The sequence below is a fragment of the Aliiroseovarius salicola genome, assembly GCF_027891095.1.
Lineage (GTDB): Bacteria > Pseudomonadota > Alphaproteobacteria > Rhodobacterales > Rhodobacteraceae > Aliiroseovarius > Aliiroseovarius salicola.
In genome coordinates, this window is record NZ_JAQIIO010000004.1 from 104288 (window position 1) to 126116 (window position 21829).

The window sequence follows — 21829 nt, forward strand, 5'->3', positions numbered from 1 at the left end:
AGGTGCTAGCAATTTACAAAAGTGAATTTCGAGTGGAGACAACCTGTCGTGAACGCCGTTGAGATTGAAGAAGCCATCACCGAATTGGCCGAGCAACCGTTTGACGCGATTGAATTTCCTTACGACTTCTTGCTCGCCTTTGGAAACAAACAGACCACTCTCAAGCGCTTGCGGACTGGTGCATCAAACAAGTCCGATTTGAATGGCGTACTGCAGACCAATAACATCCACGTAAAGACCTGCCCCGCAGGCTCCGTGTCAGAGACATTGGCGGAACTCAAAGCAAGTCCAGCAACTACCAAAGCCAAAGCCAAGTTCATCCTTGCCACCGATGGCCAAACGCTTGAGGCAGAGGATCTGAATTCAGGTGAAACGATTGCCTGTGACTTCAAGGACTTCCCCGACCACTTCGGTTTCTTCCTGCCGCTCGCGGGCATCTCGACGGTCAAACAGATCCGCGAAAGCTCGTTTGACATCAAGGCAACAGGTCGCCTCAACCGCCTCTATGTCGAACTTTTGAAAACCAACCCCGATTGGGGCACGGCAGAACGCCGCCATGACATGAACCACTTCATGGCGCGGCTGATCTTTCTGTTCTTTGCCGAGGACACCTCAATTCTGAACGGCGAAGACCTGTTCACCTCCACTGTCACACAGATGTCCGACAAGGACAGCTCGAACACGCACGAAGTTATCTCGGAACTGTTCCGCGCCATGAACACGGCCATTGAGGACCGGGCTACTGCAAACCTGCCCCGCTGGGCAGAGGTCTTCCCCTATGTGAACGGGGGGCTATTCTCGGGCAGCACCGAGGCACCCACGTTCTCTAAGATCGCGCGGTCGTACCTTGTGCATATCGGCTCGCTTGATTGGACCAAAATCAATCCCGACATCTTCGGCTCCATGATCCAAGCTGTGGCGGATGATGAGGAACGCGGCGCTTTGGGGATGCACTACACCTCTGTACCCAACATCCTGAAGGTGCTGAACCCGCTCTTCCTCGATGACCTGAACGCGCAGCTTGAGGCGGCGGGCGATAACAAGCGGAAGCTCGACAATCTGCGCAAACGCATGTCGAAAATCCGCGTGTTTGATCCGGCTTGCGGTTCGGGCAACTTCCTTGTCATCGCCTATAAGGAAATGCGCGCAATTGAGGCGAAGGTGAATGCTTTTTGTGGCCAACCGGATCGTCGTTCTGAGATCCCCCTGACCAATTTTCGTGGGATCGAGCTGCGCGATTTTCCGGCTGAGATCGCCCGCCTTGCCCTGATCATCGCAGAATACCAATGCGACGTGACTTATCGCGGGCACAAGGACGCGCTGGCGGCCTTCCTACCGCTTGATGCAGAGAACTGGATTACTCAGGGCAACGCCTTGCGGCTCGATTGGCTGAGCATTTGCCCCCCGACTTCGAGAGCCGTGAAGTTTCAAGCGGATGACCTATTCATGTCCCCGCTGGAACAGGCGCAGATGGATTTCAAGAACGAAGGGGGCGAGACCTATATCTGCGGCAACCCGCCTTATCTTGGATCCACTTGGCAAAGCAAAGAACAGAAAGAAGACCTGAAAGCGATCTTTGACGGGCGGGTGAAAAGCTGGAAGTCGCTGGACTATGTGGCAGGTTGGTTTATGAAAGCCGCCGATTTCGGCCAGCACACCGATTGCACCGCCGCCTTCGTGTCCACCAATTCCATCTGTCAGGGGCAGCAGGTGCCGATCCTCTGGCCCGCAATCTTTGCCACGGGCCATCATATCAGCTTTGCCCATACCTCGTTCAAATGGGCCAACCTCGCCAGCCACAATGCAGGTGTAACTGTGGCCATCATTGCCGTGTCAAACATGACGAACCAAACGCGCAGGATTTACAGCCTGAATGCCGAAGGTGAAGCAGTGATGAAAGAGGTGGAGAACATTAACGCCTACTTGATTTCTGCCCCTAACGTAATCGTGGGAAAAGCGATGAAACCTCTTACGGAGGTCAGTACGATGGACTTTGGCAATAAGGCCGACGATGGAGGCCACCTGACACTTTCCTCAGCCGAGCTGGAGGCTTTGAAGCTACCATCAGGCGCGAAGAATAAGTTTATCAAGCGGTTTCTTGGATCGAAGGAACTCATCAACGGCGAACCAAGGTATTGCGTATGGATTGATGATGATGATCTAGATCAAGCGAGAAGTATTGCAGCTTTGGATGCGCAGATCGAAAAAGTGAAAGCGGCGCGATTAAGTAGTAAAGACGCTTACGCTCGTAGTCTGGCAAGCAGGCCCCATCAATTCAAAACGCCCCGAAGTGCCGATCGGACAGTGATTGTAACCCCACGTGTTAGTTCAGAACACCGCCCATTTTTGCCCGTGGAATACTTGACCACTGGTTCTATCATCGGCGACCGAAACTTCGCCCTCTACGATGCCCCGCTCTGGAACATGGCGCTGATAGCCTCGCGCTTACATTGGGTCTGGATCGGTACGGTCTGCGTGCGGTTGGAAATGCGCTTCAGCTATTCCAATACCCTGGGCTGGAACACCTTTCCAGTCCCCAAATTGACCGAGAAAAACAAGGCCGATCTAACCCGCTGCGCCGAAGACATCCTCTTGGCCCGCGAGGCGCATTTCCCCGCTACGATCGCCGACCTCTACAAACCAGACGCCATGCCCGAAAACCTCCGAGCCGCCCACGATCGCAACGACGAAGTGCTGGAACGCATCTACATAGGCCGCCGCTTCCGCAACGACACAGAACGGCTGGAAAAACTGTTCGAGCTTTATACCAAGATGACGACGAAGGTGGCGGAATGAAGAAGGTTCGCGTCGATTACAAAGATCTCAATGATCGTCAAAAGGAAAACTACAACTTCCAAAAGGTAGCGGCGCGTTTGGCGGATTATGGCTATAATTCCATCAGGCTTTCCGACGATTACAATGGAGCGGATTTCATTGCCTTGCATATTGATGGCGAAAGCATGTTGCGAATTCAGCTTAAGGGGCGAATGACATTCCACGAAAAATACTATGGGAAAGGGCTGTATATTGCATTCCGTCAAGATGAGGATGTCTACGTCTATCCTCATGATGCTTTGCGTGAGGAAATGTTGGTGAATGGGTATACGGAAGCCTCGAATTCCATTGTGTGGGTGGAGAAGGGTAGCCGCAGTTGGCGACGTGTCCCTCAGAAGCTTTTGCCATTGCTCGAGAAATACAAATTGTAAGGTAATTTCATGACCAAATCAGTTCCCTCCGTCTCCGTCACCTATGAGCAAAACCGTTCATCGACCACGTCGAATGAATTGGGCATGCGTAAGATGCAGGAGCGCGCCTATGAGATGCGGGGCGAGCAATACTTGCTGATCAAATCGCCACCTGCATCAGGCAAATCGCGCGCATTGATGTTTATCGCGCTCGACAAGCTGCACAATCAAGGTCTGAAACAGGCCATTGTGGTAGTGCCCGAAAAGTCGATCGGATCGAGCTTTAACAACGAGCCGCTGAGCAAGTTTGGTTTTTGGGCGGACTGGCAGGTAGAACCGCAATGGAACCTGTGCAACGCGCCCGGTGGGGATGACGGAAAGGTTGGCGCGGTCGGCAGGTTTCTAGACAGCGATGATCAAGTCTTAGTTTGCACTCACGCAACCTTTCGCTTCGCTGTCGATAAATTCGGCATCGAGGTCTTTGACGATCGGGTGATTGCAGTGGACGAATTCCACCACGTCTCCGCCAACCCTGACAACAAACTCGGCGCACATCTGGGCGCGTTCATTGCCCGCGACAAAGTGCATCTTGTCGCCATGACCGGATCTTATTTCCGGGGCGATGCCGAGGCCGTTCTGTCGCCCGAGGACGAGGCTAAGTTCGAAACCGTCACATACACCTATTATGAGCAACTCAATGGTTATGAGCATCTGAAAACGCTCGATATCGGGTATTTCTTTTACTCCGGATCATATGCGGACAGCATTTTGGAGGTGCTTGATCCGCATGAGAAAACGATTTTGCATATCCCCAACGTAAACTCTCGTGAAAGCACCAAGGACAAGCATCGTGAGGTTGAGCACATTATTGATGCGCTTGGAGAGTGGAAGGGGCTGGATCCTGAAACCGGCTTTCAACTTGTGGAAACGCCTGAAGGTCGGATCTTGAAGATTGCTGATCTTGTTGATGACGAAGCGGTGAAAAGAGACAGGGTTTCCGCCGCGCTGAAAGATCCTGCACAGAAAAACAACCGCGAACACGTCGATATCATCATTGCCCTTGGCATGGCAAAAGAGGGGTTCGACTGGATCTGGTGTGAGCATGCACTAACAGTGGGTTACCGTGCTAGCCTAACCGAGATCGTGCAGATCATTGGTAGGGCCACCCGTGATGCCAAAGGGAAAACAAAGGCGCGCTTTACCAATCTGATCGCCGAACCCGATGCTGGTGAAGAAGCGGTCACCGAGGCTGTGAACGACACCCTAAAGGCCATTGCTGCCAGCCTTCTCATGGAACAGGTCTTGGCCCCAAGGTTCAATTTCACCCCCAAGACCACGACAAGCGGCCCGCTTGATGGGTTCGACTATGGCGAAGGGGGCTACAACCCTGACAGGGAAAACGTGGGGTTTGACGCCGCTACCGGTCAAATCCAGATGGAAATTAAGGGGCTTGCCGAACCTAAGAGCGAATACGCCCAACGGATATGTAGCGAAGATCTGAACGAAGTAATTACGGCCTTTGTTCAGGACAAGACCACGATCGAGCGCGGATTGTTCGATGACGAAATGGTCCCCGAGGAACTAACGCAGGTTCGCATGGGGAAAATTGTTGGAACAAAATTTCCTGAGCTTGATGCCGAAGACCAGGAAGCTGTGCGCCAGCACGCCATTGCGGCACTGAACCTGACACAGAAAGCCAAGGAAATTGCCACATCAGATGATGGTGATGACGAGCCAAGTGCCAACACAGCACTGATTGATGGTGTGCGCAAATTTGCAATGGATGTGCGGGAACTCGATATCGACCTGATTGACCGGATCAACCCATTTGGCGAGGCGTATTCTATCCTAGCCAAAACCATGAGCGAAGATAGTCTCAAGCAGGTCCAAGCTGTCATTTCTGCTAAAAAGGTGAAGCTATCACCCGATGAGGCGCGGGATCTCGCAAGGCGCGCCGCGAAGTTCAAAGAAGAGCGTGGGCGGCTTCCATCAATCACCTCACCGGATGCGTGGGAGAAAAAGATGGCGGAGGGTGTTGCATTTCTCGTGCGGATGAAACAGGAGGCCGCAGATGCCTAAAGGATTTACCGAGGAAGATGATGCGCTTTTGGCGGAATTGGGCGTTGAGGTAGAAGCCAAGAAAACTGCAGCGCGTACACCGCGCGAAGAACGTATTATCGCGGGTTTTGAGGAAATCCTGCGTTTTGTGGAAAAAAATGGCCGTGCCCCGCAACATGGGGAAGATCGAGACATCTTCGAGCGGCTCTACGCCGCCCGTCTTGACCAATTGCGCGAACTGAATGAAGGCGAGGATCTGATTGCTCCCTTGGATTTGCACGGATTGTTGACAGACATGGCATCACCCAAGCTCTCAGAAATCGATAATCTTGATGATGACGCCCTTCTTGCGGAATTGGGCATTGAAGTCGCAGCATCGGATATTACCAAACTCAAACATGTGCGTTCTTCTGCCGATAAAAAGGCAGCAGAAGAGATTGCTGGACGCAACAAATGCGAAGATTTCGACAAGTTCCGACCTTTCTTCGAGCAGGTTCAGAAAGAGCTAGACGCGGGTCTTCGAGAAACGCGCAAGTTTGAACTCAAGGCAGAAATCGAGGCTGGGCGGTTTTTCATCGTCGGTGGACAAAAGGCTTATGTAGCCGAGAAGGGAGAGGTCACAATAAACGATCAAGGGCGGACGGATGCCCGCCTGCGCGTCATTTTTGACAATGGCACAGAAAGCAACATGCTCATGCGATCCCTGCAGCGCTCGCTGAATGCGGATGGAGAAGCTGGTCGAAGGATAACAGAGCCGACTGCTGGTCCACTGTTTTCGGATCAATCCGCCGATGGTGATGAGGTAAGCGGAACTATTTATGTCCTTCGTAGTCAATCTGATCATCCGATGGTGGCCGAGAACAGAGAGCTTATTCACAAAATTGGTGTGACGAGTAATGACGTTGAAAAACGCGTGGCTGGCGCTCAACTTCAGACCACTTTTCTTATGGCCAAGGTCGATATCGTGGCCACTTACGATCTGTACAACATCAATCGTACTAAACTGGAAAACCTCCTGCACCGCATATTTGCGCCCGCACAATTAGATATCGAAATCCCTGATCGATTGGGCCGACCTATGAAGCCTAAAGAGTGGTTCCTAGTGCCCTTGTTTGTGATTGAAGAAGCGGTCGAACGGATCAAAGACGGCACAATCGCGAGCTACATTTATGATCGGAAAACAGCTTCGTTGGTTTTAAGAGGCTAGCTTTTCTAGGACGCAATATCTTTAGAGTGAAACAATCGCGGCTAGGTGCTAAAACGCGCTTAGTTGTCCTTCGGTATCTGAGCATTGCGCTTGGCGCGGTTCCTTTGAACGCTGTCTATTGCCGTCAGCACCCGCTCGCCTTTCGCCCTCTTTGATGCTGGCATATTCGGATCTTTCAACTCAGTCTCTATCCGGGCCCGACGTTCTTCTAAACTTTCCTCTCGCGATACCCGATCATCCTCGACTTCCGTTTCTTCTGAGAGGCTTTCACCCTTCTCTGGGAACAAAGCGTCATAGTTCGGTTTTTCTCTAAGGGAGCGATATAACGACACTGGGATGCTCAACACGAGCAACAGAAAAAACCCACAAACAACCAGCGCGACCACGGACAGGAAAGCTCGGGCTACCGGAGAAGAAACAACAGCAGTCATAAGCGGGACTTCCGGATCTCTGAATATGTTCACCAGCACGGGGGACGCCATGACGGCGGCCAAAAAAACTAACGAGGCGGCTTTTCGCCAACCATAAGGGTTCTGTATGTACTCACCCTGCGGAACCTCATATCCCCGTATCGCAGTTATCACACCGCTGATTGCCAAGAGAAAACACAAGGTCAACCAGCCGGCTTGCCCAAGCGACAGGTTTGAAAAGAGTTCTATGTCCCACATTGCAGTTGCCTCGATATATCACGTTCGATTGCTTCTGGGTTAGATCCCACTGGTGTCATCCGCAGGAGGCTGTACGTTGCTGGTATTTCGCTCTCTGATACGCCGCCGAAACTCCGCTTTACGCGCCTCGATTGCAAGGCCGATCAAACTGCTATCGTCGTTCGCATTTCCTCTGAGTAAGGTGGCGTTGAGGAAAAGGAACAATCCCGTGCCCCACATGGCCGCCACCCCGGTATAGAAGTCAGCATCAACTGCGGGCACCTCATCAGCCAGATAAAGAATGACTGGCATCAGAAATAGTGCGCACGCACCAAAGAAATATAGAACAATCAGTATCTTTCGAAGTATTTTCATCCGCCACTCCTATTCAACTATCATCCACATGTTCGATGCATTCAGGTATGATGCATATCAAGCGCCAAGCTTGGATCGATAACCAATGCCTACCAACCGCCAGATCAAATTCACAGTACAGGTCGCTCAGGCGGCTCGTGAGGCGCGCACCGCCCGTCCTAGAGGAAAGCCCACCCCAGAGAACCTGACGGCTTCTGGACGCGCTCAGGGGCTTGCTGCGATGCGCGCGGCGCCTCGCTGTCAGGCAAAGCGCCGGGACGGCCAGTCATGCCGCGCGGCGGCTCTCAGAGGGGCGTCACGATGCGTCAAGCATGGAGGGCGGGTCGAAGTGCCGGATCACCCCCACAACATTAAGCGGTTCTTGTCAGGGGACATGCACCGAGCACTGCAGCGTCATGATGATTTTCAGGACGCGAAGGCCGCATGGGACAAGCTGACTTGGAGGGGGCAACGCGATCTGCTCGACAGCGTCCCGGATGATGTGGCGGACGACAAGCTCACCCGGTACTCGCTCGCATGGCTTGAGGAGATGCGTGAAGACAATAGCATCAGCCTTATGACGTATCACAAGCGGCGGCGGGGAGTTCTTCAAGCTGACATCTGGTGGCGCTGACCGCTGACTTGATGCGGCACGTCAGGTTGACTTGACGCGGCTCCCGAAAGAGAGCCTAAATAAACGACAGGTTAAGCAGAAACTTTATTCGCGATTGTATTTTCTATGCCCAATATGGATAGCTCCTCAAAACTGGGTTTCGTCATCACTACATTGCTTGCTTGGCTGGGCCTCGCGGGGTTCATCGACGCAATTATTGAGTGGCAAAATTGGTTTGAGCAGGGAGTGATGGAGCACTGGCGGTCCACAAAAGTGTGGATAGCAACAGTTTTATTTTGGTGGTTTCCAATTCCGATCCCGAGTTGGGCAATCGACTATTGCGTGATTGGCGGCATAGTTATCCGTGCGAAGCCTCCAATGAAATGGGCGGTTCCTGATGGCTTCAACATGAGTGAGTTAAAGCTTTCTGAAAGGGTCCATGTTTTCGCGAGCAGGTGCTTGAATAATTTCCCAAAAGACTTCGCCATATTTTTGCTTTGGCCGCTCTACCTGTTGTTCGTATTCGTTCTGCTGATTGCGCCTAAGCCGAATGGTCTTGCGGTTAAAGCAGATTTCAAATTGCCCAATGGAGACCAGCCACCAGACGTCTGGATTAGTCAGAACGAAATAATAATGGTGACTAGGCAAGTTCACTTTAGACTTCTTTGGTATTTCGCTAGCTTCATTCCTTTTCTTTTTGTGGTTTCAAAGTTGCTGTACGAATTTGGGTGAAGTTTATCCTGATCACCTTGTGAAATAGGCTCAGGGTTGAAAGAGGCTGTGTCTGGCACCGTCCGTCGACTTTCCTGATTTTCTGCTGAATGAAACATTCATTCCTTTCTAAGCAAAAAGTCTACGTCTGCGTCTAAGTCTACGTCTTAGTCTATGTGTATCGATAGGGTATCGATACCGTATCAAAACGGTATATCTGAGATGTCGGAATAGTCCCCACCACAATCACGCATAATGGGGGCATGCAAGACAGGGAGTGTTGTTTTTAGATCCTCCACAACTACCGATCTGGCATCGCACAACTCGTCGTTAAGGGCTGCGAGAAATGGATCACCAAGTTCCTCCCAAGTCATGCGGATGAATGGCTTCATCTCAGCGTCCAATTCATCATGTGACTTGCTGTCAGGCTTCCAAAGCTGCTTTCTTTGGACGCAAGCAACAACAAACTCTGCAATGGCATTGCCCCACATGGGCGGGCACTTTCGCCGCCCAAACACTTCTTTTTTGAAATCTCTTATTAGCGAGATCATGTGCTTTGCATTTTCTGCCGGGCGCTCTCTGTGGAAGCCGATGATACGGACAAACTCCTCATCACGGTCGTATTGAATTAGACCCACTCTTTCGAGGCGCGAGATCTCATCTAAAAGCTCGTCATCACTCATTCCAGCGTCATGCGCCCACATGACGCACGGATACTTGAAGACCCCCATGAAGTTTCCCAGTTCGGAGAGATAGGCGCAAAAGTACACCCACTTAGTTGAGTAATCACAGCTTTTAAGCTCCTGAGACCCAACGATTGAACAGTTTATTTGTGCGAACACTCTTCCACCCATCACCAATCCCCCGTCATGTCGTGATCCGCAGCGAGCAACCGTGCGGCGGCATCTTCCGCGTAGGTCAGCTTGTCGAAGTGAAAGGTTTCACCGTCATGTTCAAAGGTGAATGCTCCATCGCGCCGGAAAATCCCGACTGTGGGACCATCAGGTTCCCCCACGAGGGAGACCAAGTCGGGGTGTTTTGGTTGGCATTCGCGGGCAAAATCTCGCCACGTTGAGCGCGTCAGTTCGCAATCATGGGGATCGAAGACCATCATCATGGAGCCTCCTCCTTGGGGCGCCTTGAGCGAGTAGATTGGACGTGGTTCTCAAACTGCTTCCCGGACCGCGTTAGCGGTGTCCGGAGATCTTGTTGGTCAGCACCGTCTTGGTTGACATCGTCGCGCCGTGCTTTGGCGGCTTCGATCACAGCAGCGTAATCAGACGGTAGCCACCGTGACATGCCACCAATCTTAATTGGCTTGGGGATTGTGCCATCCGCAACGCGGCGCCAGAAGGTTGATAAGCTGCAATTACACTTGTCAGCCATACCTTTCGCGTTCAAAAGTGAGGTTAAAGGTGGGGCAGGTTTTTGCGAAGTCATAATGTTCACCATGCGTGTTGTTGACGAGTGGTGATATTAAATGAGCGCGCGCAAAGTCGGTCACTTGCGATAAAATGGAGCGGATTTTATCGCAAGAAATGTAATGCTCTATGATTGTTCCCGAAGATCCCGAAGCTTGCGAAATCCTCTCGATACCGACTGTTCAATAGTGGTCAGTGCTGGCCCAAAAAGTGCCTTCATTAGAGAAATCTTCTCATCGAACTTTCCCTCGTCGTAGGTGCCAAGTTTGGTGTGCTCGTGTCTGGTGCGTTCTATCCAGTCCCTGTCGTAGTAGGCGGTCTTGAGTTGTTCAATTGTTTGGATGCGTGTTTTGAACAGGTCCGGTCGATCCCCCATAAGGCGTTCAACCCACTCCGCTCGTTGCACATCTACACTATCTTTTGGCGCTATTCGGCGACGACCACGGTTGGGCTTTGGTGGGGCACTAGATAACGCTTCAGCAAATAGCTGCGCGATTGCGCTTGGTTCTTCCGTCATTGCGCGATCCGTACAACGGTGCCTTGCGCGCCCGTCACCATATCGGCCCAGCGTTCCAGCGCTCGCGCCCGCTGCGGTAGTTGTTCCGCTTGGTTGTAAACGCGCGCAACTGCCGATGGTGCAGATCCGGTGGCGGCGTGATTGAGGATCCGGTCAACAACGCTTTCGGGTTCGCCTGCTTCTGCGAGCGCCGTTGCCATCGCCGTGCGAAAATCGTGAAGTCGCCAAGGTTCAAATCCTTCGCCTAGCAATTCGTCAAAGCGCCTTTTCATTCGCGAAATGCCCGACACAGGTGTGATCCCGGTTGTTGTGAAGACTAGGCCGTTTCTGTTGCCTCTCAAGGCTTCAAGTTCAGCCAGTGCAGGTGCTGATAAATGCGTGATATGTGGACGGGCATTCTTGGTTGTGCTGCCAGCTTTAGTGATGCGCGTAGCATCAAGATCAATCTCATCCCAGCGCAGGCCGACAATCTCTCCACGGCGTTGACCTGTGAGAAGTAGAAGTCGCATCAGTGGCCCCCACAGCGGCCCTAGTTCATAGCTGGTCCTGTAGATGGCCTGCACCTCTTCGAGGTTGAGAACTCGCTCCCGTGCGCTTTCCTTTGTTGGCTTGGCTAGACGAAGCCCGATGTGATCATCAAGGTAGCCTCGCATCCATGCCCAACTGGTAAACGCGACTAGCGCCGCACGGATACGGTTGGCGAATACCTTGCGCCCCGCCAATAGCTTCTCGTCGATTGCTGCCTGCAAATCGGAATGCGTCAGTTCTGATATGGGGAGATTGAGCTTTGATTGCAGTGCAGCCTCCAACTGGCGCTTTCGCTCGTTACCCGTACGAAGCTGGGAAAGGTGTAGTTCATTGTAGGTGTCGATGACTTGCTGCAAAGTGGATCGGTTCGCCTTTGCCGCTTCTTCTTTCAGGACACGCGCCTTCTCTAAGGCAACCCGGTCGATACCACGGGATGCCTCAGCCTCAATCTCAAGCGCAATGGCGCGGGCTTGCGCGAGCGATACTGCTGGCCAAGATCCGAGAGTGTGTTTGCGCTTCGGGCCACCCTTCACACGCTTCTCATACATCCAGACGGATTTCCCCGTCGCTGATAGGCGTAGTCGAAGCCCCTTGCGCTTGGTATCTGAAACCTCAAGCCGCCCGGTTTCGGGAGGCGTCAGGCTCCTTAAAAATCTGTCGGTCAGGTCGTGCATCACAGTCAAACTCCTTTTGGGGGACAACTGGGGGACAATTTTGACGCGCTTGTGTGACGCGACTTGATGCTTGATGACACAGTTATACACACATGATGACTGGGGGACAAACTCAATAAAGGTAATAAAGACAAAGGCTCTTTATAAATTTGCAATTATCTGGGGCGGTTTGAGAGGAAATGCGAGGTCATGGGTAAGAGGTGCAAATTTCCCGTGACTTCGGATTTGTAATCAGTAGGTCCGCGGTTCGAGTCCGTGTGGGGGCACCATCAATCATTTGATTTTTAAGGGAAACACCGTTTTCCAGGGTGTTAACCGTCCGAATGTCTGAGCGCGTCCGAGTCGGATAGTGTGTGTCAGGATCATATTTTCAGCATCGCTATCACGTTAGGGGCCATCCGTTGGGAACCCAAGCTGCGTGAATTGATCATTTATATCTGGGGCTCCCTACAGAAAATCGAGATCTATTGGGGCGCCACAGCTGGTTTTGGCAAAACGATCCCAGCTGAGAAGAAGGAAAAACACATATCTTTGATATTCTGTTTTGCTCAACTGTTCAGGGCTGTATCGTCGGCATTTGCTGTCATTTCATCACGGATCATCTTGCAAGTCAGATGATGTGGGTATACAATCGCATACTGAATGCTTGACCTAGAACATCAGAGAATTCTGTTACACTGGCGTCAATGTAGAATCTAATGCTTAACCGTAGGGATCGTCATGAGCTTGTACACCGACTACCTTAATGAGATTGATGCTCGCAAAGAGCAGGGCCTGAACCCAAAGCCCATCGACGATGGCGCGCTGGTTGCCGAGCTTATCGAGCATATCAAGGACACTTCGAGTGAGCACCGGAACGACTGTGTGAACTTCTTTATTTACAACACGTTGCCAGGTACCACGAACGCCGCTGGTGTGAAGGCGAAGTTCCTGAAAGAGATCATTCTGGGTGAAGCCGCTGTCGAAGAGATTTCACCAGAGTTTGCCTTCGAACTGCTATCGCACATGAAGGGTGGCCCTTCGGTCGAGGTGCTTCTGGATCTGGCGCTCGGCGATGACGAATCTACCTCTCGGCAAGCCGCAGATGTGCTCAAGACTCAGGTCTTCCTCTATGAGGCTGATACGGATCGTCTGACCACGGCCTTGGCACAAGGCAACGCCATCGCCAAGGAAATTCTTGAAAGCTACGCAAACGCTGAATTCTTCACCAAACTTCCAGAAGTTGAAGAAGAAATCAAAGTTGTCACTTATGTGGCCGCTGAAGGTGACATTTCGACTGACCTCCTGTCGCCGGGCGGTGAGGCCCACTCGCGCTCAGACCGCGAGTTGCATGGTAAATGTTTCATTTCCGAAAAAGCGCAGCAGGAAATTGAAGCGCTGAAACTGCAGCACCCCGACAAGCGCGTGATGCTGATCGCGGAAAAGGGCACCATGGGCGTAGGCTCTTCGCGCATGTCGGGCATCAACAACGTGGCGCTGTGGATGGGCAAACAAGGCAGCCCCTATGTGCCCTTCGTGAACATCGCCCCGGTTGTCGCCGGCACCAATGGCATTTCGCCGATCTTCCAGACCACTGTTGGCGTAACCGGCGGGGTTGGCATTGACCTGAAGAACTGGGTCAAGAAGGTTGATGAGGATGGCAAGGCCATTCTGAACAATGATGGCAACCCGGTTCTGGAGCAGAAATACTCTGTCGCGACCGGCACTGTTCTGAAGATCAACTCCAAGGATCAAAAACTTCTGAGTGAAGATGGTGAAGAGCTGGTGGACGTGTCCTCGGCATTCACACCGCAAAAGGTGGAATTCATGAAGGCGGGCGGTTCCTATGCCATCGTCTTTGGTAAAAAGCTGCAAAGCTTTGCCGCAGAAGCACTGGGCGTTGAGCCGAAGGCGGTATTTGCCCCCTCGAAAGAGATCACTGACGAAGGTCGTGGCCTGACCGCGGTTGAAAAGATCTTCAACCGCAATGCTCGTGGCGTTTCCGCCAAGGGAGCTCTGCATGCCGGTTCGGATGTGCGCGTTGCAGTCAACATCGTAGGCTCGCAGGACACGACCGGCCTGATGACCATGCAGGAACTGGAAGCCATGGCTGCAACAGTCGTATCGCCAAGCGTGGATGGCGCCTATCAGTCGGGCTGTCACACCGCGTCGGTATGGGATACCAAGGCTCAGGCCAACACCCCGCGTCTGATGAAATTCATGAACGAATTCGGTCTCGTTACCGGGCGCGACCCGAAAGGCGAATACCACGCGATGACCGACGTGATCCACAAGGTGCTGAATGACATCACCGTGGATGACTGGGCGATCATCATCGGCGGCGACAGCCACACCCGTATGTCGAAAGGCGTGGCGTTTGGCGCTGACTCAGGCACTGTGGCGCTGGCGCTGGCGACTGGCGAAGCTTCGATGCCGATCCCCGAGTCAGTCAAGGTGACGTTCAAAGGCACCATGGCCGACCATATGGATTTCCGTGACGTGGTCCATGCCACACAGAAACAGATGCTGGACCAACACGGCGACAACGTCTTCCAGGGCCGCGTGATCGAAGTACACATCGGCACGCTTCTGGCGGACCAGGCCTTTACCTTCACCGACTGGACCGCCGAGATGAAGGCGAAAGCTTCGGTCTGTATCTCAAACGACGAGACCCTGATCGGTTCGCTGGAACTGGCCAAGTCGCGCATCCAGATCATGATCGACAAAGGTATGGAGCATGAAAACGGTATGCTCGCCAAACTGATCGGTATCGCTGATGCGCGCATTGCCGAGATCAAGTCGGGCGAAAAGCCGGCGCTGACACCGGACGACAATGCGAAATACTTCGCCGAAGTTGTGGTTGATCTTGACCAGATCGACGAGCCGATGATCGCCGACCCTGACGTAAACAATGCTGATGTGTCCAAGCGATACACCCACGACACGATCCGCCCGATCTCGTTCTATAAGGCCGAGAAAAAGGTCGATCTGGGCTTTGTCGGTTCGTGCATGGTGCACAAGGGCGACATCAAGATCGTGGCCCAGATGCTGAAGAACCTCGAGAAAGCTCAGGGCAAGGTTGAATTCAAGGCCCCACTGGTCGTGGCCGCCCCAACTTACAACATCGTCGACGAGCTGAAAGAAGAAGGGGATTGGGAAATCCTGCAGAAATATTCGGGCTTTGAGTTCGATGATCTGTTCCCGAAAACCACGGCCCGGACCGAGTATGAGAATATTCTCTATCTCGAACGTCCCGGTTGTAACCTCTGCATGGGCAACCAGGAAAAGGCCGAGAAGGGCGATACGGTTCTGGCAACCTCAACCCGCCTGTTCCAAGGGCGCGTCGTCGCAGATGCACCGGACAAGAAGGGTGAATCGCTTCTGGCTTCGACCCCGGTTGTCGTTCTGTCTGCCATCCTTGGCCGCACTCCAACCATGGAGGAGTACAAGGCCGCGGTTGAGGGGATCGACCTGACAAAATTTACACCGCCGCTTGAAAAGCCGGCAGGTGCAAAGTCGGCGCACTTCTAAGGTTAGGGGGGCGGAAAGTTTCATCCGGTGCAAGGTCTTCACAATGACATACGCCGGACGGCTGACCCCCACTCTCTGATCTTTGGAAGAAAACGATAGAAAAATGCAAAAGGCGTCACTGATCCCGGTGGCGCCTTTTGTGTCTATGTCGCGACTTGGGATGGAGGGCAGGATCTGAGAGCTGCCCGGAAATGATTGCTCCTTCAGCCGCGACCACTTATTTACGACTTTAGTGCGGAGAGGTGCCTGCACCGGAGCGTTGTCGCGATCCCTCTGGCAACGTGCATGTGAGGAACTTGCGACATAATTGCGATGAAGATCTCCTGCGCAGATCAAGAATAGAAAAGCTGAGTAGAAGGGATGTGGATGAATACGCTTGAAAAAGCGAAGGAGCGAGCCAGTTCACGACCCTTGCGGGTTGTGTTCCCGGAAAGCGAGGATCCTCGTGTGGCGCAGGCGATGGAACAGCTCGCCGCCTCTGGGATGGCAGACCCCTTACAGGTTGGCCCCGCGACGCAAGCTCAGTTTGATGCTCTCATTTCTCACCGTCCCATGCGATCCAGTATTGCCGAAAGAATGCTGGAACGCCCCTTGATCCGGGCTGCAGCAATGCTTGCAAACAATGAGGCGGATGTGATGGTCGCGGGGGCTGCTTCACCGACACGGCGGGTGATCGAAGCTGCGGCGCTGACGCTTGGATATTCCCCCGGTGTTCAGACGGCTTCATCTTTTTTTCTGATGGAGTTTCCGGATGGGCGGGAAATGATTTTGGCGGATTGTGCTGTGATCCAGGATCCAACTGGCGAAGAATTGGCGGATATTGCCCGTTCCTCCGCAAACTCCGCCCGCAAGTTGTTGGGGCGTGCTGATGTGGCGTTGCTATCTTATGCCACAGGCCATTCAGGCATCGGTGCATCTGTGGAAAAGGTTCGATTTGCGGCGACTGCCACTGGTTATCTGGGGCCGATTCAGGCGGATTCGGCGCTCAATTCGGCGATTGCCGCACAGAAGGGCGCAAGTGGGGCAGGGGTTGCCAATACACTGATCTTTCCAGATCTGAATTCAGGCAACATTGCCTACAAACTTTTGAAGGAATTGGCTGGTGCGAAAGCTTACGGGCCGATCCTTCAGGGTTTTCGTAAGCCGGTCTGCGATCTCAGCAGAGGTGCGACAGTCGATGAAATTGTTGCCTCAAGCATCCTGTCGGTTGCACTTGCTCAGCCCGCTATTGAGGGCTGATCAGCCCGCCGCTTCAGCTGCTGTGGCCTGAGCTGCGGTCACGGCAATCATGTGCAGAATGTCTTCAGCTGAACAGCCGCGCGATAGATCGTTGGCGGGTTTCGCCAACCCCTGCAGTACGGGTCCGATTGCCGTCGCCCCGCCGATGCGCTGCGCGATTTTATAGGCAATGTTCCCGCTTTCGAGATTCGGGAAGATAAAGACATTTGCTTCCCCCTTGAGCGGCGAATGCTCTGCTTTTTTCTCGGCCACATCCGGGACAAACGCAGCATCGAATTGCAGTTCGCCATCAATCAATAAATTCGGATCGGCGTCGCGGGCGATTTCTGTTGCGGTGACAACTTTGGACACCGCCTCATGCTGGGCGCTGCCATGGGTCGAGAAAGACAGCATCGCAACGCGGGCGGTTTCACCAGTCAGGGCTTCGAAGGAGGCCGCGGAAGATTGGGCGATCTGTGCCATTTCTTCTGCGTTCGGATCCACAACCAACCCACTGTCGGCGAAGATATATGCACCTTTCTTGGGGTGATGTTTGGCGCAGAACAGCATGAGAAAGAAGGAGGATACGAGCTTATTGCCGGCCGCCGTTCCAATCACCTGAATGGCGGTGCGCACGATATCTGCGGTTGTCGCCACTGCGCCGCCAACCGTTCCGTCAGCGTGGCCTGACTTGACCAGAAGCGCGGCGAAAATATGCGGGTTTTGTGCTGCTTTCTGTGCGTCTTCAGCGCTGACACCTTTGTGCGCGCGGAGCTTGTGGTAAAGCCCCCCCAGCTCATTCAGCAAATGAGAGGAGCTTGGATCATGGATTTCGATACCGTGGTTTTCAGGCGCTTGCTGTTTCGAAAGCTCGTCCCGGATGGCGGCCTCGCCCCCGACAAGGATCATTCGCGCAATTCCATCCCCTTGGGCAGCCAGTGCAGCTTCGACTGCACGTGGATCTTCGCCCTCTGACAGTACGATACGGAACCGCGAACGCGCGGCGTTTTTCAAAAGCGTCTCAAGCGGTTTCATACGGCACCTTGTAAAACGGGGAAACGACGCCGTTGGAAACGGCATCGTCGTTTTGTTGTTTGGGGCCACGCCAGAATAATCCGGGATGGCCCCAAGGGGAGTTAGCCACCAGCTTGCGGTTTCATGTCGTCCTTGCTGATCCCGGCGACGCGGACCGGGTTTTTCATGGCGTCGCGGCGGAAGGGCTCACCAAGCTCCTGGTTGATCATCGCTTCGATCAGGGTGGTGATACCGTTCTTCTGATCCGTGATGGCCTGGTTCAGTGCATCGGTCAGCTCGTCCTGGGTGCGGGCGACCACACCTTTCAGGCCACAGGCATTGGCGATGCCAGCGTAAGAGACCTGGGTGTCCAGCTCGGTGCCAACGAAGTTGTCGTCAAACCACAGGGTCGAGTTGCGCTTTTCCGCGCCCCATTGGTAGTTGCGGAAGACGATCTGCGTGACGGCGGGCCATTCTTCACGGCCGATGGCGGTCAGTTCGGTCACCGCGATGCCGAAAGCACCGTCACCGGAGAAGCCCACAACTGGTACATCTGGGCAACCGATCTTGGCACCGACAACCGACGGCAGACCATAGCCACAGGGGCCAAACAGGCCCGGCGCCAGGTATTTGCGCCCTTCCTCAAAGGACGGATAGGCGTTGCCGATGGCGCAGTTGTTGCCGATGTCGGACGAGATGATCGCCTCGGCCGGCAGAGCTTGCTGGATCGCGCGCCACGCTTTGCGCGGGCTCAGCCAATCAGGTTTGGCAGCACGGGCACGCTCATTCCAGGTTGTGCCGGGATCATCCTCTTCGTGGTCCATCGAGCTCAGTTCCTGGGCCCAAGCCGATTTGGTGGTGGCAATCAGGTTCAGGCGGTCTTCGCGGCCTGCGTCACCGGCCGTATCCGACAGTTTACCCAGAAGAGTGGTTGCAACCTGTTTGGCGTCACCAACAATCCCCACACTCACAGTCTTGGTCAGGCCAATACGGTCTGGGTTGATGTCAACCTGGATGATTTTGGCATTGGCGGGCCAATAGTCGATACCGTAGCCGGGCAGGGTCGAAAACGGGTTCAGACGCGTGCCGAGGGCAAGGACAACATCAGCCTTCGAAATCAGCTCCATCCCAGCCTTGGACCCATTGTAGCCAAGTGGACCGGCATGCAGAGGGTGCGAACCCGGGAAAGCATCATTGTGCTGATAGCCGCAGCAAACCGGGGCTGAGAGGCGCTCAGCCAGTGCCTTCGATTCTTCGATGGCGCCACCAAGCACCACGCCAGCGCCGTTCAGGATGACCGGGAACTTTGCACCCGACAGCAGCTCAGCCGCCTGATCCAACGCATCAGCGCCGCCTGCCGGGGTTTCAAAATCGACAATGGCAGGCAGGTCGATATCGACAATCTGAGTAAAATAGTCGCGCGGAACGTTGATTTGCGCAGGGGCGGAATTGCGTTTCGCCTGCATGATCACGCGGTTCAGTACCTCAGCCATGCGCGACGGGTCGCGGACTTCTTCCTGATAGCAAACGCAGTCGGCAAAAGCGCGCATCTGTTCCATTTCCTGGAAACCACCCTGACCCATGGTCTTGTTGGCAGCCTGCGGCGTGACCAGCAAGAGCGGGCTGTGGTTCCAATAGGCAGTTTTAACGGCGGTTACAAAGTTTGTGATCCCCGGGCCGTTCTGCGCAATCATCATCGACATTTTGCCGGTTGCGCGGGTGTAGCCGTCGGCCATGAAACCACCGGACCCTTCATGCGCACAATCCCAGAAGTTGATGCCCGCATCTTCAAAAATATCCGAAATCGGCATCATCGCCGACCCAATGATCCCAAATGCATGCTCAATCCCATGCATCTGCAATACCTTCACAAAAGCTTCTTCCGTTGTCATCTTCATGGGTGGTTGTCCTCTATCACAAGCGTGGCACATGGCCCTTTATTCGTTGCAAGGACAATACGGCAGTGAAAGGGGGGACCTATAGGGCCAGATTGAAAGGCCGGATGAGGCCAAGTCAGGTGAGATTGGAGATCTCTTGAGAGATCAGAGAAATCCCTGTGGGAATCCGGTCAGCCGGTATTGAGCTATAGGCAAGGCGATAGAAGTGTTGTGGACGGTTCTCACCTGCGAAAAATGGCTTTCCTGGCTCTATCAGAACGGATTTCTCTTTCAGCCTGGCGGCCAGCTCAAGCGTGTTCACATTTTCAGGGGCTTCCATCCAGAAGGCAGATCCGCCAAAAACACCGCTTCCTGAAACAGTTAGGCCATGTTTTTCAATTGCCTCTTCCATCACATTGCGGCGATCTTCGTATGCTGCACCAATCCGCCGGATCAGCGCATCATAATGCCCCAGTGACAAAAAATAGGCGACGCTGCGCTGAATCAAGCCGGGTGGGTGGCGTAGAACGGTCGAGCGTAACGCCCGGGCTTCGCGTATGAATGGTTCTGACCCAACCAGATAACCAAGACGAAGCCCTGGAAAAAGGGATTTGGAAAAGCTGCCCACATAGATCACCCGACCCTCTTTATCCAGCGATTTCAGTGCCGGAGACGGGGGGTGTAGAAACGACATTTCAAAGTCGTAGTCATCTTCCACAACCAGCGCATCGAGTTCGCGGGCCCGTTCCAACAGCCGTTTGCGCCGCTCCAGCGGCATCGTGGCGGTGGTCGGGCTCTGGTGACTTGGCGTGGAAAAGATCACATCCGTCTCATCCGGAAGCGCTTCGGGTGGCATTCCGTCTGCATCGACGGGTACGGGTTCCAGATGGCAGCGGCTCTGCATCAGAATATCGCGAAGGGAGTAATAGCAAGGGTCTTCGATGGCTGCTGTACGCCGTTGGGTCAGCAGGATCTGTGCTGACAGCCAGAGCGCGTTTTGCGCGCCTAACGTGATCAGGATTTCTTCAGGCCGTGCCAAAATTCCGCGGCGAGGGAGAATATGACGGGCAATGAATTCAACCAGCTCTGGATCATCCTGGTCATAATAATCCCGGACCATGGAATCATGGTCTTTCTGTCCAAGTGCTTTCAGCGCACACAGCCGCCAGGAGTTATGGTCAAACAGGGTTTCATCCGATTGGCCGTATGTGAAGGGGTAACGATGTTGCCGCCAATCCTGCGGTTTTTGAGGTGTACTGACTTCTCGGAACGAATTGCCGATCGCCCGGCTCCAATCAATTCTGTCTTCGGTCTGATTGCGGGGTTGGAATGTTGGTGGTTCCGGTGCGTTATCAGAGACATAGAAGCCACTTCTGCCTTTTGAGGTCAGGTAATCACTCGCCTGTAGTTCTGTATAAGACAGCGTAACAGTGATACGGCTGACGCCGAGATGTTTCGCCAAGGCGCGTGTGGACGGTAGTTTTTCACCGCGCGGCAAGCGCCCCGACAGGATCGCCTCGGCGATCATCTGTTGGATCTGGGCTTGCAGCGTGCCTTGGGCATCTGGGTCCAGAAAGAAGGTTTCGACAGGAACTGACATGATTTCAGTTTAATCTGGACTTAGGTCAGAATCAATCTGGTGTAATGCCATGCGTCAGTCGCGCGGCCGTTTCAGCGCCCAGGTCAGGTTCTGATTTACCGCAGGCCACTCTGACTTGATGATCGAATAAACAGCCGTGTCGCGAAGCGACCCTTCTGGTCCAAGCATGTGGCTGCGCAATACCCCGTCCAGTTTTGCTCCGAGACGTTCTATGGCAGCGCGGCTTTGCCGGTTCATGAAATGGGTGCGAAACTCCACCGCAATACAGTTCAGCTCTTCAAACGCATGTGACAGCAGCAGTTGCTTCGCTTCGGTGTTAAGTGGTCCGCGTTGAACGGATTTTCGATACCAGGTTGAGCCAATTTCAACGCGTTTGTTGGTCGCATCAATGTTCATGTAGGTTGTCATTCCTACCGGTTTTCCGTTGGACGTCATGACAGTGAAAGGGAGCATCGACCCCGCCGTCTGAAGCGCTAAACGACGTGAAATATCTGCCTCCATGTCCTCGGGCGCAGGCACCGAAGTGTACCAGAGGCGATGCAACTCGCCGTCTGCGCTGGCTTCCTGCAGGTCGGTCAGATGTTCATGCGAGAGGGGGGCAAGCATCACATGCTGCCCGGTAAGGGTTATAGGCGTTGGCCACATGGGGTGAACTTTCGATAGACTGCGATCATCCGCACAGGAAAAGGGCGGGC

The 21829-nt window shown here is 53.7% G+C and carries 18 protein-coding genes and 1 tRNA gene; 9 read left to right on the forward strand and 10 right to left on the reverse strand.

Features of this window, described 5'->3' with window-relative positions; genetic code table 11:
• Positions 1–48 precede the first annotated feature (48 nt).
• From O2N63_RS08965 to O2N63_RS08980, 4 genes are read left to right on the forward strand one after another with little or no spacing between them, the layout of a single operon-like run.
• Positions 49–2796 carry a class I SAM-dependent DNA methyltransferase gene (locus O2N63_RS08965; protein WP_271053926.1) on the forward strand — a complete coding sequence of 916 codons (2748 nt, stop codon included), beginning with the start codon at positions 49–51 and terminating at the stop codon, positions 2794–2796.
• On the forward strand, positions 2793–3206 hold the full coding sequence (locus tag O2N63_RS08970) for a hypothetical protein (RefSeq protein WP_271053927.1): 414 nt from the start codon (positions 2793–2795) through the stop codon (positions 3204–3206). The genes O2N63_RS08965 and O2N63_RS08970 overlap by 4 nt, the downstream gene beginning before the upstream one ends.
• A 9-nt stretch (positions 3207–3215) precedes the next feature.
• Positions 3216–5264: a pseudomurein-binding repeat-containing protein gene (locus tag O2N63_RS08975; RefSeq protein ID WP_271053928.1), complete on the forward strand. Its 2049-nt coding sequence runs from the start codon at positions 3216–3218 to the stop codon at positions 5262–5264.
• Positions 5257–6450 (forward strand): GIY-YIG nuclease family protein, encoded by a 1194-nt coding sequence (locus tag O2N63_RS08980; protein WP_271053929.1) that lies wholly within the window; start codon positions 5257–5259, stop codon positions 6448–6450. The genes O2N63_RS08975 and O2N63_RS08980 overlap by 8 nt, the downstream gene beginning before the upstream one ends.
• A gap of 59 nt (positions 6451–6509) precedes the next feature.
• On the opposite strand, the gene O2N63_RS08985 is transcribed toward O2N63_RS08980, so the two are convergent.
• Together O2N63_RS08985 and O2N63_RS08990 are read right to left on the reverse strand one after the other, a co-directional pair.
• Entirely contained in the window at positions 6510–7118 is a 609-nt protein-coding gene (locus O2N63_RS08985; protein WP_271053930.1) for a hypothetical protein, read from the reverse strand.
• Positions 7119–7157: 39 nt separating this feature from the next.
• On the reverse strand, positions 7158–7472 hold the full coding sequence (locus tag O2N63_RS08990; RefSeq protein WP_271053931.1) for a hypothetical protein: 315 nt from the start codon (positions 7470–7472) through the stop codon (positions 7158–7160).
• An 85-nt stretch (positions 7473–7557) separates the two neighbouring features.
• Between O2N63_RS08990 and O2N63_RS08995 the strand changes: the two genes are divergently transcribed.
• Positions 7558–8085: a hypothetical protein gene (locus tag O2N63_RS08995; protein ID WP_271053932.1), complete on the forward strand. Its 528-nt coding sequence runs from the start codon at positions 7558–7560 to the stop codon at positions 8083–8085.
• A 105-nt stretch (positions 8086–8190) separates the two neighbouring features.
• Positions 8191–8796, forward strand: a complete 606-nt coding sequence (locus tag O2N63_RS09000) for a hypothetical protein (protein WP_271053933.1) — start codon at positions 8191–8193, stop codon at positions 8794–8796.
• 182 nt (positions 8797–8978) lie between these two features.
• On the opposite strand, the gene O2N63_RS09005 is transcribed toward O2N63_RS09000, so the two are convergent.
• From O2N63_RS09005 to O2N63_RS09020, 4 genes are all read right to left on the reverse strand, one after another.
• Complete coding sequence (locus O2N63_RS09005) at positions 8979–9458, reverse strand: hypothetical protein (protein ID WP_271053934.1); 480 nt, start codon at positions 9456–9458, stop codon at positions 8979–8981.
• Between the two features lie 170 nt (positions 9459–9628).
• On the reverse strand, positions 9629–9892 hold the full coding sequence (locus tag O2N63_RS09010; RefSeq protein ID WP_271053935.1) for a hypothetical protein: 264 nt from the start codon (positions 9890–9892) through the stop codon (positions 9629–9631).
• 431 nt (positions 9893–10323) lie between these two features.
• A complete protein-coding gene (locus tag O2N63_RS09015) occupies positions 10324–10713 on the reverse strand; it encodes a hypothetical protein (RefSeq protein ID WP_271053936.1) in 390 nt (129 codons plus the stop codon).
• Complete coding sequence (locus O2N63_RS09020; protein ID WP_271053937.1) at positions 10710–11915, reverse strand: tyrosine-type recombinase/integrase; 1206 nt, start codon at positions 11913–11915, stop codon at positions 10710–10712. The genes O2N63_RS09015 and O2N63_RS09020 overlap by 4 nt, the downstream gene beginning before the upstream one ends.
• Before the next feature lie 193 nt (positions 11916–12108).
• Between O2N63_RS09020 and O2N63_RS09025 the strand changes: the two genes are divergently transcribed.
• The 3 genes from O2N63_RS09025 (at position 12109) to O2N63_RS09035 (ending at position 16664) form a co-directional block, all read left to right on the forward strand.
• A tRNA-OTHER gene (locus O2N63_RS09025) sits at positions 12109–12184 on the forward strand.
• Positions 12185–12635: 451 nt separating this feature from the next.
• Entirely contained in the window at positions 12636–15425 is a 2790-nt protein-coding gene (locus O2N63_RS09030) for a bifunctional aconitate hydratase 2/2-methylisocitrate dehydratase (protein WP_271053938.1), read from the forward strand.
• A 366-nt stretch (positions 15426–15791) separates the two neighbouring features.
• Positions 15792–16664, forward strand: coding sequence for a phosphate acyltransferase (locus O2N63_RS09035; RefSeq protein WP_271053939.1), 873 nt, complete (start codon positions 15792–15794; stop codon positions 16662–16664).
• Here the strand turns inward: O2N63_RS09035 and pta are convergent, their stop codons facing one another.
• From pta to O2N63_RS09055, 4 genes are all read right to left on the reverse strand, one after another.
• Positions 16665–17678, reverse strand: a complete 1014-nt coding sequence (gene pta / locus O2N63_RS09040) for a phosphate acetyltransferase (RefSeq protein ID WP_271053940.1) — start codon at positions 17676–17678, stop codon at positions 16665–16667.
• Between the two features lie 101 nt (positions 17679–17779).
• Complete coding sequence (xsc, locus tag O2N63_RS09045) at positions 17780–19555, reverse strand: sulfoacetaldehyde acetyltransferase (RefSeq protein ID WP_271053941.1); 1776 nt, start codon at positions 19553–19555, stop codon at positions 17780–17782.
• Positions 19556–19670: 115 nt separating this feature from the next.
• A complete protein-coding gene (gene pdxR, locus O2N63_RS09050) occupies positions 19671–21134 on the reverse strand; it encodes a MocR-like pyridoxine biosynthesis transcription factor PdxR (RefSeq protein ID WP_271053942.1) in 1464 nt (487 codons plus the stop codon).
• A 54-nt stretch (positions 21135–21188) separates the two neighbouring features.
• On the reverse strand, positions 21189–21779 hold the full coding sequence (locus O2N63_RS09055) for a GNAT family N-acetyltransferase (protein ID WP_271053943.1): 591 nt from the start codon (positions 21777–21779) through the stop codon (positions 21189–21191).
• Positions 21780–21829 lie beyond the last annotated feature (50 nt).

What these genes read in the sequence shown, in the direction of transcription:
- O2N63_RS08970 (WP_271053927.1), top strand. Translation starts at nt 2,793, where the DNA reads ATGAAGAAGGTTCGCGTCGATTACAAAGATCTCAATGATCGTCAAAAG.
- O2N63_RS08975 (WP_271053928.1), top strand. Translation starts at nt 3,216, where the DNA reads ATGACCAAATCAGTTCCCTCCGTCTCCGTCACCTATGAGCAAAACCGT.
- O2N63_RS08980 (WP_271053929.1), top strand. Translation starts at nt 5,257, where the DNA reads ATGCCTAAAGGATTTACCGAGGAAGATGATGCGCTTTTGGCGGAATTG.
- O2N63_RS08985 (WP_271053930.1), bottom strand. Translation starts at nt 7,118, where the DNA reads ATGTGGGACATAGAACTCTTTTCAAACCTGTCGCTTGGGCAAGCCGGC.
- O2N63_RS08990 (WP_271053931.1), bottom strand. Translation starts at nt 7,472, where the DNA reads ATGAAAATACTTCGAAAGATACTGATTGTTCTATATTTCTTTGGTGCG.
- O2N63_RS08995 (WP_271053932.1), top strand. Translation starts at nt 7,558, where the DNA reads ATGCCTACCAACCGCCAGATCAAATTCACAGTACAGGTCGCTCAGGCG.
- O2N63_RS09000 (WP_271053933.1), top strand. Translation starts at nt 8,191, where the DNA reads ATGCCCAATATGGATAGCTCCTCAAAACTGGGTTTCGTCATCACTACA.
- O2N63_RS09005 (WP_271053934.1), bottom strand. Translation starts at nt 9,458, where the DNA reads ATGAGTGATGACGAGCTTTTAGATGAGATCTCGCGCCTCGAAAGAGTG.
- O2N63_RS09010 (WP_271053935.1), bottom strand. Translation starts at nt 9,892, where the DNA reads ATGATGATGGTCTTCGATCCCCATGATTGCGAACTGACGCGCTCAACG.
- O2N63_RS09015 (WP_271053936.1), bottom strand. Translation starts at nt 10,713, where the DNA reads ATGACGGAAGAACCAAGCGCAATCGCGCAGCTATTTGCTGAAGCGTTA.
- O2N63_RS09020 (WP_271053937.1), bottom strand. Translation starts at nt 11,915, where the DNA reads ATGCACGACCTGACCGACAGATTTTTAAGGAGCCTGACGCCTCCCGAA.
- O2N63_RS09030 (WP_271053938.1), top strand. Translation starts at nt 12,636, where the DNA reads ATGAGCTTGTACACCGACTACCTTAATGAGATTGATGCTCGCAAAGAG.
- O2N63_RS09035 (WP_271053939.1), top strand. Translation starts at nt 15,792, where the DNA reads ATGAATACGCTTGAAAAAGCGAAGGAGCGAGCCAGTTCACGACCCTTG.
- pta (WP_271053940.1), bottom strand. Translation starts at nt 17,678, where the DNA reads ATGAAACCGCTTGAGACGCTTTTGAAAAACGCCGCGCGTTCGCGGTTC.
- xsc (WP_271053941.1), bottom strand. Translation starts at nt 19,555, where the DNA reads ATGAAGATGACAACGGAAGAAGCTTTTGTGAAGGTATTGCAGATGCAT.
- pdxR (WP_271053942.1), bottom strand. Translation starts at nt 21,134, where the DNA reads ATGTCAGTTCCTGTCGAAACCTTCTTTCTGGACCCAGATGCCCAAGGC.
- O2N63_RS09055 (WP_271053943.1), bottom strand. Translation starts at nt 21,779, where the DNA reads ATGTGGCCAACGCCTATAACCCTTACCGGGCAGCATGTGATGCTTGCC.